The following is a 12923-nucleotide window of genomic DNA, read 5'->3' as shown; positions in this document are numbered from 1 at the left end:
CCTTCAGCGCCTGAGGCTGCGCCCGACGTGGCAGGGGCTCTGCCGCGCGAGATCCATGAGGTCGGGCGGCAGGGGCGCGAGGGCGCCCCGCTGCAGTCGCTCCCGTCCCTCGCGGGACCAGCGCGCCGGGGCGATGTCCGGGTCGGCGAAGGAGCCGCTGACCCGAACCGGGATATCGAGCGCGAGGAAATCCGTCGTCGCCCGCTCGCTGCCGATCAAGAGGTCGACCCGCCGGCGGTTCAGGTCGAAGGTCGCGAACCCGGCGATGGTGCCGGCGCCGGCGCGGATGCGCAGCGGCGCCGCCTCCCCCTGCCCGCCCCGGATGTCGACCGCGGCCAGCAGGCAGGAGATCCGCGTCCGCCCGCGGGAGGTCCGCAGCAGCGCGCGCAGGTCGGTCGAGGCCATCTCGATCACCTCGCGCGCGATGGTGCCGCCGGTCATGGCCGCGACGGCCGAGATTCGCGCGCCCTCGAGCGCGGCGGCGAGCGTGGCGCCCTCGGCGGCGACCTGCGCGTCGACGTCGATCGGGCCCTCGAGCGGGATCGCGTGCACGCCGAGCGCCGAGCGCAGCGCATCGAGGTCGGCATCGCGCATCCGGACCCCGACCGAGGCCGTGGCGCCCTCGCCCTGCGGCAGCATCTCGGCTTCGACCTCGACGCGCCCGCCGGACGTCGGCTCGAACGCCGCCGAGGCCGTGATGCGCCCCGGGGCGAGTTCGGCCGTCATGCGCGCATCGCGGCCGCTCAGCCGCGCATGCCCGAAGGCGGTGGCGGTGATCTCGGCGTTGATCTGAGGGTCGGGTGCCTCCGGCACGCGGAACGGCGGCCCGGCCGCCTCCGCGCGTCCTGCCAGCAGCGGGTCGAGGTCGAGCCGGTCGAGGTCGAGCCGCACCCTGACCGCGTCGGGCCGGCCCGCGCCGCCTTCCGCCAGTTCCAGCAGCGCAGCCCGGAACGCCACGCCATCCAGCGTCCCCGTCGCCTCGGTCAGGCGCCAGAGATCGCCGTCGCGGCTCGCCCGGCCGGTGAATTCCAGCGGCACCGTCGGCCCCTCCGCGACGCCCGCCATGGCAAGGACCGCGCGCGGCGTCGAGGCGGCGAAGGTGATGCGCCCGTCGAGCCCGTCCGCATTCAGCGGGTCGGTCGCGGTGCCCTCGAACAACAGCGCGGTATCCTCGGCGGTGGCGCGCAGCGTCACCGGCAGCGCGCCACCAGCGCGCAGCGCGTCGCGGCTGAACAGCGCGGCCTCGATCGCCACCGCGACGCCGTTGTAGCTGCCCGCGGCCGCGAGGGACGCGGGGCGGTCGGCGGGCGCGGCCGCGAGGCTCGCGGTGTCGATCCGGGTACGGAGCTCCGACCCGCCGGTGGTGCGGAAGACGATTTCGGCGTCGGTGACCCGCAACGCCGCGGGCATTGGCGGCGGGCCGGCGGGCGCGGCCGGCGGAGCCCCGGCGAACCGCCAGTTCGCGACCCGCCCCGGCGCGCGTTCCAGCAGCAGGGCGAAGCCCTCGGCGGCGACCTCCGCGAGCGCGACGTTCCCCCACAGCAGCGGCAGCGGGGCGATGGTGGCATCGAGCCGCCCGAGCCGTGCCATCACCGGATGGCTGCCGCCCTCGATGTTCGCGACGCGCGCGTCGCGCAGCGCGACGCGGGTGGGAAAGCCGGGCCGCACGCGCAGGCTGCCGATCGTCACCTCGCGCCCGAGCGCCGCCGAGGCCCGCGCCGCGGCGAAGGGGCCGAGTTCGACCTGCGGCAGCGTCAGCACCGCGCCGCCGCCCAGCAGCACGATGGCGCCGACCAGGCCGAGGAGGATCTTCGTGCGCCGACGCATGCGCGGGGCCGGTCCCGTTGTGGAGGGCGCTGCCTACACCAGACCGGCCGGGACGCGAAGCACCGCGCGGCGTCAGCTGGTCCCGGCCGCCAGCCCGGCGACGCGCGCCTGCAGGGCGGCGGCGATGGCTTCGGCGCGCCGGCGCGAACCCTCGCCCTCCGTCGAGATCTCGGCGACGCGGACCGGTTCGCCGAAGGTCACCCGCACCGGGTGGCGGCGCGGGAAACGCGCGTCGCGCGGCATCGCCTCGAAGGCGCCGGCGATGTGCGCAGGCACCACGGTCACCTCCGGCATGCCCTCCAGGACCAGGCCGATGCCGGGCAGGAAGCGTTGCAGCCGCCCATCGGGTGAACGCCAGGATTCCGGGAACCAGGCGAGGGCCTCGCCGCGCGCCAGCACGGCGCGCGCCATCGCGATGGCCTGCGCCGGGGCGCGCTCATCCACCGGGAACACCTGGAAGGTGCGTGCGAAGCCGCGCGCGGCGCGATTGACGAACAGCCGCTCGGCCGCCCCCGCCCACCAGAGCCGCCGGGCCGCGCCGAAGGGCAGCGCCGCCGCGAGCATGCCGGGGTCGAGGTCGCTCACATGGTTGGAGACGATCACGACCGGCCCCTGGCGCGGCACCCGCCCGGCGCCGGTGGCGCTGAGGCTGAACATCGCGCGCCCGATGCCACGCGCCAGCGCCCAGCCCGCGGCGCGCACCGGCCAGAGCAGCACGCCCGGCGGCGTGGTGGCGGCGGCGACCTCGGCGGCGAGGTCGGCCGGGCCACGGGCGGGCGGCGCCTCGCCCGGCCCGCCGGCGGCGCGCTCGAGCAGCGCGCGCACGCTCGCCATGCCGGCCATCTCCTCCTCGGTCAGGCGCAGGCCGGTGCGCTGCTCGATCTCGAGCGCCAGCGAGATCCATTCCAGGCTGTCGATGCCGAGGTCGAGCGCCGGGCTCGCAGCGGGCGAGAGCGGCTTGCCGGCGTAACGCGCCTTCAGGATGGCCCAGACCTCCGCCGCCCCGGGGCGGGCCAGCAGCGCGGCCTCCTCCTCCGTCAGCGGCGGGGCAGCCACGGCGCCGCGCCCGGCCAGCAGGTCGTCGTAGAGCGCCGGCAGGCGGAAGCGCTGCACCTTGCCTAGGCGCGTGCGCGGCAGGGCCTCCCGCGCCAGGACGAAGCCCGACAGGCGCTGGTAGGACGGCAGCCCCTTCGCCGCTTCCTGCAGCGCGATGCGCACCACGTCCTCGACGCGGAGACTCCCGCTCGCCTGCACCGCGGCGAGGTCGGGCAGCACGATCGCGACCAGCGCGCCGGCGCGCTCCAGCACCGCGACCTCCCGGATCGCGGGGCTGGCGCCATAGGCCGCCTCCACCTCCTCCGGCATCACGTTCTTGCCGCCGCCGAGGACGATCAGTTCCTTGCTGCGCCCGGTGACGTAGAGGAAGCCGTCGGTGTCGAGGCGCCCGAGGTCGCCGGTGCGGAACCAGCCATCGGAGGTGAAGGCGCCCGCATTCGCCTCGGGGTTGTCGCGGTAGCCCGTGAATACGTTGGGGCCGCGCAGCAGGATCTCGCCCACGCCGAGCGCGTCCGGCTCGTCGACGCGGACCTCCGTGCCGGCCGCGACCGGGCGTCCCTCGGAGCCCACGCGCTGCGCGGCCGGCGTATTGCCCGTGAACAGGGAGGCCGTCTCGGCCAGGCCGTAGCCGCTTGCGACCTGCCAGCCGAGCGCCTCCAGCGTCCAGGTCGCCTCGGCGTCCAGCTTCGCGCCACCGGAGACCATCAGCCGAAGGTCGGGGGCCATCTGCGCGTGCAGGCCGGCGAAGAGGCGGCGCCCGACATCGACCCCGCCCTTGCGCAGGCTGGTCGCCAGTTCGAGCAGCCCTGCGAAGACCGTGGCGGCGACGCGCCCGCGCGCCGCGACCTTGGCGCGCAGCCCGTCCAGCAGCGCGACATAGAGCCGCGGCACGCCGATCATCACGGTCGCGCGGCCGCCCTTGAGCGCCTGCACGATCTGCGGGCCGGTCACGCCTTCGGGCAGCACGATGGCGGCGCCACAGGCGATCGGCGTCATCAGCCCGATCAGCAGCGGATAGACGTGATGGAGCGGCAGCGGCAGCATCATGCGGTCGGACGGGCCAACCAGGCCCTGCGCCAGCACGCCCGTCAGGTTCGCGTGCAGCATCGCGTGCGTGAGCGCGAACAGCTTGGGCGCGCCGGTGGTGCCGGAGGTGGCCACAACCAGCGCCTCCTCATCCGGCGCGAGCGGCGGCAGGGGCCCGGGTTCCGATGCGCGCAGCGCGTGCCAGCCGGCCGTGGCCTGCGGTTCGTCGACCAGAACGACGCGCCGTCCCTCCTGCGCCGCCAGCCCTGCCGCATGCGCGGCCGAAGCGAAGACCCAGCGGCAGCCCGCCGCGGTCGCGATGCGCTCCGCGACGGCCGTCTCGGTCAGGTCGTCGATCGCGAGCGGCAGCGCGCCGGCGGCCGCGATGGCAAGGCGCACGACGATCCAGTGCGGCGAATTGGGCGCATGGAGCGCGACGGGCTCCCCGCGCGCCATGCCGGCGGCGAGCAGGCCGCTCGCCAGCAGGTGCGCTTCGCGCGCAAGGGCGGCGGCCGGCCAGGGCACCGCCGAACCGTCCTGCATGGTGAAGACGGCGGGCGCGTCGCCGCGCGCGGCGAGGGCCGCGATCAGCCGCGCGGGGGTCCAGCACTCGACCCCGATGCCGGGCGGCATGTCCATGGCCTATCTCCGCTTTGCCCTACGCTGCGAATTTCGGCACGCGGGGGCACGGAATCCATACCCTTTCGCCGGAGCGCGGCAGGGTGAAGGCAGGGCCGGAGAAGAATTCCTTCCCTTTCACGGTCGGGTGTCCTATATCCCCCGCGTCAGCTTTGTTCGGTCCGGCCGCGCTCTCCCTGCTCGTCAATGAGCGCCGAGCCCGCCGCCCGCTCCCTACAGAAGATTGATCCGACGCACGGCACCGTGCGGCGGGAGCTCCATGTTTAATCGGAATCCCACCATGTCCACCGGCACCATCAAGTGGTTCAACGCGACCAAGGGCTACGGCTTCATCCAGCCCGAGGACGGCAGCAAGGACGTCTTCGTCCACATCTCCGACGTCGAGCGCTCGGGCATCGGCACGCCGCAGGAAGGCGACAAGCTCGAGTTCGACCTCCAGAAGGGTCAGCAGGGCAAGATGTCCGCGACCAACCTGCGCCGGGCCTGATTTCGCCCGGCCCTGGCCGGCGGGACCCCGCCGGCCGGGCGCCATGACGAACGCGGCGCCATCCCGCATGGGGTGGCGGCGCCAAGCAAGAACGAGAATGACACACATCGATACCGACCTCCGCTGCCGGCGCGACGCGCCGGCACGCGCTTCATCCGGCGCCCTGCCCTCCGAGGCACCGCGCCCCCAGACGGGCCTCTCGCCCGCCGAAATCCGGCAGATCGTCCTGGACATCCTCGGATGACGGGGCGAAATCTTCGCCGACCCACGACACAGGACAGCAGAAAGTCACGATGCAAGGTTTGAAGCGCGACGACTTCAACTCCCGCCGCGAAGCCGCGGAAGCCGCCCGGAAGGCGATGATGGAGCGCTTCCGCGCCCAGCCCCGCCCCGACGACCCCGTGGTGCAGGAGCGGCTCGCCGCCCAGCGCGCGGTGGCCGATGCACGGGAGCAGCGGCGCGCCGAACGCGAGGCCGAGCGTGCCGCCAAGGCAGCGGCCGAGGCCGCCGAGGCCGCCCGCCTGGCCGCCGAGGAAGCCGCCCGCCGGGCCGAGGCCGAGCGCGAGGCCGCCGCGCAGGCGCTCCGCGACGCCGAGGCCGCCCGCGAGGCAGCCGAAGCGGCGATGGAGCAGGAAGAACGCGCGGCGATGCTCGACGCCGAGAAGAAGGCACGCGCCCTCGCGCTGGCCGCCGAGCAGAAGGCGTTGCGCGACGCCCGCTACGCCGCCCGCAAGGCGCGCCGGAAGTAGCGCGCCACCCGCCCGGGACCGGGCGGCCCGACCAAGCCCATCGACATCGCGGGCGCGCATGGCGCGCGGCCGCGTGACAGGAGCCGCCCATGGCGCAGCCGCAGCCCGCCGCCCAGATCGACGCCCCGAAGCCGGAGGCCTCGATCGAGGACGAGATCGCCTACCTGGCCAAGCGGCACCGCGTCTCGCCCGCCATCGTGCGCGAGATCATCCGCCGTTCCGGCGCGACCGAGCGCGTCGCGATCGAGCGCGAGATCGCAAAGGGCAAGGCGCGCCGCTGAGGCGAAGCCCGCTCGGATGACAGCGGAGGGGAGAAGGAAACTTCGCCCCCCGCACCTGCATCCGCCAGCCATCAAAACCCCGGCGGCCGCGCCAGCCCGTAATGCCCGCGCAGCGTCTCCGCCTCGTAGCCCGTGCGGAACAGGCCGCGCTGCTGCAGCAGCGGCACCACCTCGGCCACGAACACGTCGAGCATCGACGGCAGCACCGGCGGCATCAGGTTGAAGCCGTCGGCCGCGCCGTCGCGCACCCATTCCTCGATCAGGTCGGCGATGCGCTCGGGCGTGCCCGTCGTCACGTAGTGGCCGCGTGCGCCGGCCAGGTAGCCCAGCAATTGCCGCAGCGTGGGCTTCTCCCGCCGCACCAGGCCGATGATCACCTCGGTCCGGCTGCGCGCCGCCTCGACCGTGCCCGGGTCGGGGAAATCCTCGGGCGACAGCGGCCGGTCGAGCGGCAGGTACGAGAAATCATGCCCGCCGAAGCGCCCCGACAGCCGCGACCGCCCCACCTCGGGGTCGCTCAGGTCGTTCAACTCCCGCGACAGCCGCTCCGCCTCCGCCTCGGTCGCGCCGATGACGGGGCTCAGCCCCGGCAGCACCAGCACCTGCGACGGATCGCGGCCCTCGGCCGCCGCCAGCGCCTTCAGTTCCGCGTAGAAGGCCTGCGCCGTCGCCTTTTCCATTTGCGCGGTGAACACCGCTTCCGCATGGCGGGCGGCGAAGCGCTTGCCGGTCTCGGACGATCCCGCCTGCACGAAGACCGGCCTGCCCTGCGGGCTGCGCGGCAGATTCAGCGCGCCGGCCACCTGGTAGTGCGGCCCCCGGTGCCGCACCGGGCGGATCCGATCCACCCGCGCATAGAGCCCGCCTGCGCGGTCATCCACCACCGCGTCGTCGGCCCAGGAATCCCAAAGGCCGCGCACCACCTGCATGTATTCCTCGGCGCGCTCGTAGCGCTCGGCATGGCTGAGCTGCCCCGCACCGCCGTAATTCGCCGCCGCCGTCGCCAGCCACGACGTGACGATGTTCCAGCCCACCCGCCCGCCGCTGATGTGATCCAGCGAGGCGTATTGCCGCGCCAGGTTGTAGGGCTCGGTATAGGTGGTGGAGCAGGTCGCGATCAGCCCGATGCGGCTGGTCGCGCCCGCCAGCGCGGCCAACACCGTCACGGGCTCCAGCCACATGCGCGGCGCATGCGCGACATCGGCCGGCAGCGCCAGCTGGTCCGCGAGGAAGATCGAATCGAACAGCCCCGCCTCGGCGCGCCGCGCCATCTCGGCGTAGTAGCGGATGTCGGTCAGCGGCAGCGGGGACGCGTCCGGATGCCGCCATGCCGCCTCGTGATGCCCGCGCGCATGGATGAACAGGTTGAGGTGAATGGGCCCTCGCCCCGCCTGCGCCATGCCGTGCCGTCCTTCCCGCCGTTCCGTCCCGGCCGGCAGCCTATCAGCGGCGTCATGCGCGTCCATCCGCGCCCGGCTCGTCTCGCCCGGCCACCCATGGCATCCTGCCCCCCCAACGGAGACCCTCCATGGCCGAGACCAACCTGCAGATCCTCCTCGCCCGGCGCCCGGTCGGCGCCCCGGTGCCCGAGGATTTCGCGATCGTCGAGACGCCGTTGCCCGAACCGGGCGAAGGCCAGGTGCTCGTACGCGCGCGCTTCCTCTCGCTCGACCCCTACATGCGCGGCCGCATGGCGGACGTGAAATCCTACGCCAAGCCGGTGGCGCTGGGCGCCGTGATGGAAGGCCAGACGGCGGGCGAGGTCGTCGCCTCCCGCCATCCTGGCTTCGCGCCCGGTGACACGGTGCTGGGCGGCTTCGGCTGGCAGCGCTTCTCGATCGTCGGGCCGGAACGGCTGTTCAAGGTCCCGGCCACGGACCCGCCGCTCTCGGCCAGCCTCGGCGTGCTCGGCATGCCGGGCCTGACCGCCTGGACCGGGCTCGAGGACATCGGCCAGCCCAAGGCGGGCGAGACCGTGGTCGTCTCGGCGGCGTCCGGCGCCGTCGGCCAGGTCGCGGGGCAGATCGCGAAGATCCGCGGCTGCCGCGTGGTCGGCGTCGCGGGTGGCGCGAAGAAGTGCGACTTCGTGGTCAAGGAACTCGGCTTCGATGCCTGCCTCGACCATCACGGCGACCTCGACGCGCAGCTCGACGCCGCGGCGCCGGCCGGCATCGACGTCTATTGGGAGAATGTCGGCGGCAAGGTGCAGGCGGCGGTCTTCCCGCGCCTCAACGATTTCGGCCGCATGGTGATGTGCGGCATGATCGCGCAATACAACGAGGCCCCGGGCGCGGACGCCGCCGGGGCGCCGCCGGGCCCGAACCTCGGCCCCGTCGTGCGCAAGCGGCTGCGCATCCAGGGCTTCATCGTCTCGGACACCGGCTGGGCGCGCTACGGCACCTTCCGCGCGCAGATGGAAGGCTGGATCCGCGAAGGCCGCATGCGGTGGCGGGAGGACGTGGTGGACGGGCTTCGCCAGGCGCCGTCCGCCTTCATCGGCCTGCTGAAGGGCGCCAATTTCGGCAAGCTGGTGGTCCGGGTCGACTGATGCCCGACGGCCGAAGGCTTCACCTTCGGCCGCACGCCTTGGGCGTGAGGCGGTCGCGCGGAGGCTGGCATGGCATTGATGTCGCGCGCAGCCGCGACACCGGGCCCCATCGGGGCTTGCTTCGATGGGCGTCCGTCAACCCTGCGCGCTGAAGCGTCCGGCCGTGGTGCCGGCCGTATCCGACCATCGCTCGCCTGGCATCAGGCCGCTCAGCGATCGCATGTTCCCGCGACCGCGCCGGGGCGCTGCCGGTCGGCGCCGAGGGACGGCCGGCGGGGATGCGCGGGACCGCGCGTTGCCCGCCTGCCGGGCAGGCCTTCACGCCCGCCGGCGCCCAAGTTGCTGCGCGCCGTTCCGCACCTTCGCTCCGTCCCGAGACCCCGCGCGGACCGCCGCACGGAGTTGTGATCGCCGTGCCGATCGGCGCGCGGCGCGCCCAAAGCCGCCCGCTCGGCCATGACGGCCCCGGATCGCGGCGGCGCGACGCCTTCGGCGCCCTCCGATGGCTCTGGACAAGGGCTGGGGCCGCCCGGATAGGAGTGTGCTCATTCCTCCGCGTCGACCATGGACCAGCAGGCCCCGAGCGTTACCGACCTCCTGCCGCTGACGACCGACGACGCCGTGCGGCCGCAGGCCGGCTGGCGGCTGTCGGCCCTGCTCGTCGGCGCAATCCTGCTGCCCGCCATGATCCTCGGCGCCGCCTGCATGGGCGCGTGGCATGCGGCCTGGAAGGAGGCGGACCGCGAACTCGCCGTCGCCGTCGAGGCCGCGTCGGAATTCGCGCTGCGCGTGGTCGAGGGCCACGGGCGCCTCGCTGCACGGATCGCCGACACCCTTGCGGGGGAGGACGATGCCAGCCTCGGCGATGCCGCGGGGCCGCTGCGCGACGGCTTGCTCCGCTTCGTGGCCGACCTGCCCCTGGTGGCCGGCGTCGTCGTGACCGGCCAGGACGGGCGTGCGCTGGTGCATGCCGACCTCGGCGCCGGCGGAAGCGGCGCGGCGCCGGATCTCGCCGGCACGGACCTCGCGCCGGCCGGGCAGGGCATCCTGCTCGGCGGCGCGTTCCGGCCGGGCATCGATGCGCCGCCCGTCTTCGCCGTGGCGGCCTCGCGTGGCGATCAACGGGGCGTGGTCGCGATCCTGCTCGACAGCGCGCGCACGGGCCAGGCGCTGCGGCGCGTGCTCGGCAATGACGGGGATTCGGCCGCGCTGATCCGCACCGACGGGACCGTCATGGCACGATACCCGCCGTTGCAACGGCCCGCCCCCCGCCTCGGGCCGGAACAGCCGCTGATCGCGGCCCTCGCCGCCGGCGCTTCCTCCGGCCGCCTGGACGGCGAGACACCGCGTGACGGCCAGCCGGTCATCCTGCGCTTCCGCCGGCTGGAAGGGCATCCCTCCATCAGCATCACGGCGGCCCGGCCGCGGGCGGAGGTGGTCGCGCGCTGGCAGGCCGCCGTCCTGCCCATGCTGGCGATCGGCCTGCCGGCGATCCTGGTGCTGGGCGGCCTCGCCTGGCTCGTGCGCGGCAAGCAGCAGGCGCTCGAGACCGCGATGGACGGGCTCGAGCAGCGCGTGGCGGACCGCACCGCCTCCCTGCGGGAGGGGGAGGAGCGGCTGCGCCTCGCCGTCGCCGCCGGCCGCTTCGGCACCTGGGAGACCGACCTCGGCACCGGCCTGACCACCTGGTCGCCGCGTGCCCTGTCGATCTTCGGCCTCACGCCCGACCGCAGGGTGACCGCCGTCGAGGAATGGGGCGCGCGCATCCACCCGGACGAGCGCGTCCGCGTGCTGGAGGCCTGGGACCGCACGGTGTCCGGCCGAGCGCCCGCCTACCGGGAGGAATACCGCTTCCGGCGCGAGGACGGCGCCTGGCGCTGGCTCGAGAGCAGCGCGGCGGTGGTCCGGAGCGATGCCGCGACCGGCCGGCCGCTGCGCATCGCCGGCACGCTGCGCGACATCACCGAGCGCCGCGAGGCCGAGGAGCGGCGCGACCTGCTGATGCGGGAGGTCAATCACCGCGCGCGCAACACGCTGGCCATCGTGCAGGCCATCCTGCGGCTGACGCGCGCGACGGATCCGGCGACCTATGCGCGGCTGGTCGAGGGCCGCATCGCCGCGCTGGCACGGGCGCAGGCCCTGCTCGCGGCCGAGCGCTGGACGGGCGCGCCGCTGATGACGGTCCTGCGCGAGGAGCTGGCGCCCTTCGGCGCGGCCGATGACACCGCCGAGGACGGCCGTGGCCGCTTCGTCCTCTCGGGGCCGGCGCTCCGCCTTCAAGCCGAGACGGTGCAGCCGCTCGCCATGGTGTTCCACGAGCTGGCGACCAACGCCGCCAAGCATGGCGCGCTGAGACGGCCCGATGGGCGGCTCGAGGTGCAGTGGCATGTCGAGGAGGCCGCGGGGCTGCTCCGCATCCGCTGGACCGAGCGGGGCGGGCCGGCGCCGGGGCTGCCCAAGCACCGGGGCGTGGGCTCGCGCGTCATCGAGGCGACGATCGCGGGGCAACTCGGTGGCAGCATCGAGCGGCGCTGGCCGGATGAAGGCCTGGTCTGCGACATCGCGGTGCCGCTCGCCCGCATCCGCCCGGGCCAGGGCTGATCCGCGCGGCGGAGACGCCGGCGCAACCACGCCCCTCGGTCGAGCAGGCGCCACGGGACGCCGCGGCAGCCCTTGCGATGCAAGCGAGGCCGATCCGGCCCGCCGGGCGTGCCGGCGGCTGTCGGCAACGCTACTCCGCCGCGGCCGGCACCGCCGCCGGGGCGAAGCGCGGCGCCACCTCCTCCATGAACAGCCGGATCGACCGCGCCGCCACCGGCGCCGGCATGGGGCCGAGGCGGAAGGAACAGATCACGCCGCCGACGCCTGTCGCCTCCACCTCCGCGAGCCGGGCGGCGACCGTGGCCGGGGAGCCGGCGATGAGCGCGAGATCCGGGTTCACCCGCGCCGGCGGCACGGCTTCCTTCTTCATGATGATGCCCTGCTCGGCGTAGATGCGCTCGCGCAGCTTCTTGCGGTGCTCCTGCATCGCCTCGAAGGCGGGCAGGCCGATGCGGCGAGCCTCCTCGTCCGTCTCGGCCACCACGACGTTGCGCCAGACCCAGCTCTCGTCCAGGCAGCGGGCGACGTGGTGGGCGTCGAAGCCCGCTTCGGCCATGGTCGCGCGATAGGCCGCGAGGCGCTTCGCCGTGACCTCGTTCGACTGCACGTTCATCAGGAAGGGCAGGCCGCGCCGCGCCAGGTGCAGCGCGCCGTCCTCCGACGACGCCGCGCGGATCAGGTAGGGATGGGGCTTCGTGAAGGGGGTCGGCCGCAGCCGCGGCACGTTGAGCTGCCAGAAGCGACCCTCGTGCCGGAAGCCCTCCGGGCTGGTCCAGGCCTTGAGCATGATGCCCTCGGCTTCCTCGTAGCGCTCGAGCGCCTCCTCGTGCGGGATGCCGTAGCCCTGGTATTCGTAAACGTTGTAGGCGGTGCCGCGGCCGAGGCCGACGATGACGCGCCCGCGCCCGAGGTTGTCGAGCAGCGACATCTGCTCCGCAAGCCGCATCGGGTGATGGAGCGAGACCTGCGCGACCGCGAAGCCCACCTTGATGCGCGTCGTCGCCGCCAGGATCGCGGCCGCGAAGGTGACCGGGTCCACATAGGCGCAATTGCCGTCGAAATGGTGCTCGGCCAGCCAGATCACCTCGACACCGAGCTCGTCGCAGAGCTTCGCCTCGGCCACGCAGTCGGCGATGACGTCGGCGTCGCGCTCTGGGTCGCGGCTTTCGGGGAACAGGAAGTTGCTGAAGCGCAGCATCCGGCAGTCTCCGCGGTAGGCGACGCTAGCCTGCCCGCCTGTCGGGGGCAGCGCAACTGCCCGCGGCGGCCTCCCATGCCCGCCTCCGCCGCGGGGGCGGGGCGTCTCACGTTGACAGAATCGTGAAAGCATCCCGCCGGCAGGCGACAGGAGCCCTGTGCGATGTCAGGCAGCGTTACGCTGATCAACGGCCAGCCTTCCCGGAAACTGGAGGCGGTCGTGACGACCCGCATGGCGCAGGCCTTCGGAGCGGCGGATCTCTCTGGCGTCCGCCCCGCCGGCGCCGGCAGGGCCGGCACCTCGGCGCAGGCCTATGTCACCGGCAACGACGTGTTCGTCATCGGGCGCCATGGCCCCAACAGCGCCGGCGGACAGGCACTCGCGGCGCATGAGGCGGTCCACGTCGTCCAGCAGCAGGGATCCGCCTGGCGCTGAGCGCCCGCGCGGCGCGCACCCCGTCACCTTGCGCTGTGCCGGCCTGCCGGGGCAGGCTTCCCGATCCGCCAGGAGG

10 protein-coding genes are annotated in these 12923 nt (G+C 74.2%); 6 read left to right on the top strand and 4 right to left on the bottom strand.

The features are described 5' to 3' along the window. Nucleotides 1-3 precede the first annotated feature (3 nt). Nucleotides 4-1827 carry an AsmA family protein gene (locus E8M80_RS14650; protein ID WP_137126450.1) on the bottom strand — a complete coding sequence of 608 codons (1824 nt, stop codon included), beginning with the start codon at nt 1825-1827 and terminating at the stop codon, nt 4-6. A gap of 72 nt (nt 1828-1899) precedes the next feature. After that, nucleotides 1900-4548, bottom strand: coding sequence for an AMP-binding protein (locus E8M80_RS14645; protein WP_137126449.1), 2649 nt, complete (start codon nt 4546-4548; stop codon nt 1900-1902). Between the two features lie 280 nt (nt 4549-4828). Here E8M80_RS14645 and E8M80_RS14640 point away from each other — a divergent pair, with 280 nt between their 5' ends. The 3 genes from E8M80_RS14640 (at nt 4829) to E8M80_RS14630 (ending at nt 6065) form a co-directional block, all read left to right on the top strand. Continuing rightward, on the top strand, nt 4829-5035 hold the full coding sequence (locus tag E8M80_RS14640; protein ID WP_137126448.1) for a cold-shock protein: 207 nt from the start codon (nt 4829-4831) through the stop codon (nt 5033-5035). A 293-nt stretch (nt 5036-5328) separates the two neighbouring features. Beyond that, nucleotides 5329-5784, top strand: a complete 456-nt coding sequence (locus E8M80_RS26005) for a DUF6481 family protein (protein WP_170979426.1) — start codon at nt 5329-5331, stop codon at nt 5782-5784. 89 nt (nt 5785-5873) lie between these two features. Further along, nucleotides 5874-6065, top strand: coding sequence for a hypothetical protein (locus tag E8M80_RS14630; protein WP_137126446.1), 192 nt, complete (start codon nt 5874-5876; stop codon nt 6063-6065). 71 nt (nt 6066-6136) lie between these two features. Here the strand turns inward: E8M80_RS14630 and E8M80_RS14625 are convergent, their stop codons facing one another. Further along, complete coding sequence (locus E8M80_RS14625; protein ID WP_240790047.1) at nt 6137-7531, bottom strand: LLM class flavin-dependent oxidoreductase; 1395 nt, start codon at nt 7529-7531, stop codon at nt 6137-6139. A 62-nt stretch (nt 7532-7593) separates the two neighbouring features. Here E8M80_RS14625 and E8M80_RS14620 point away from each other — a divergent pair, with 62 nt between their 5' ends. Both E8M80_RS14620 and E8M80_RS14615 read left to right on the top strand, forming a co-directional pair. Further along, the gene (locus tag E8M80_RS14620; protein ID WP_137126445.1) at nt 7594-8613 is read left to right on the top strand and encodes an NADP-dependent oxidoreductase; all 1020 of its coding nucleotides are present in this window, start codon (nt 7594-7596) and stop codon (nt 8611-8613) included. 564 nt (nt 8614-9177) lie between these two features. After that, nucleotides 9178-11214, top strand: a complete 2037-nt coding sequence (locus tag E8M80_RS14615; RefSeq protein ID WP_137126444.1) for an HWE histidine kinase domain-containing protein — start codon at nt 9178-9180, stop codon at nt 11212-11214. A 130-nt stretch (nt 11215-11344) separates the two neighbouring features. Here E8M80_RS14615 and E8M80_RS14610 read toward each other — a convergent pair whose 3' ends face one another. Continuing rightward, a complete protein-coding gene (locus E8M80_RS14610) occupies nt 11345-12412 on the bottom strand; it encodes an LLM class flavin-dependent oxidoreductase (protein WP_170979425.1) in 1068 nt (355 codons plus the stop codon). 162 nt (nt 12413-12574) lie between these two features. On the opposite strand from E8M80_RS14610, the gene E8M80_RS14605 reads away from it, so the two are divergent. Next, nucleotides 12575-12847, top strand: coding sequence for a DUF4157 domain-containing protein (locus tag E8M80_RS14605; RefSeq protein ID WP_137126442.1), 273 nt, complete (start codon nt 12575-12577; stop codon nt 12845-12847). Nucleotides 12848-12923: the final 76 nt, after the last annotated feature.

Source organism: Roseomonas sp. HF4 (assembly GCF_005222755.1).
Lineage (GTDB): Bacteria > Pseudomonadota > Alphaproteobacteria > Acetobacterales > Acetobacteraceae > Neoroseomonas.
The sequence above is the reverse complement of the archived record's forward strand: the minus strand, read 5'-3'. Positions and strand labels throughout refer to the sequence as shown.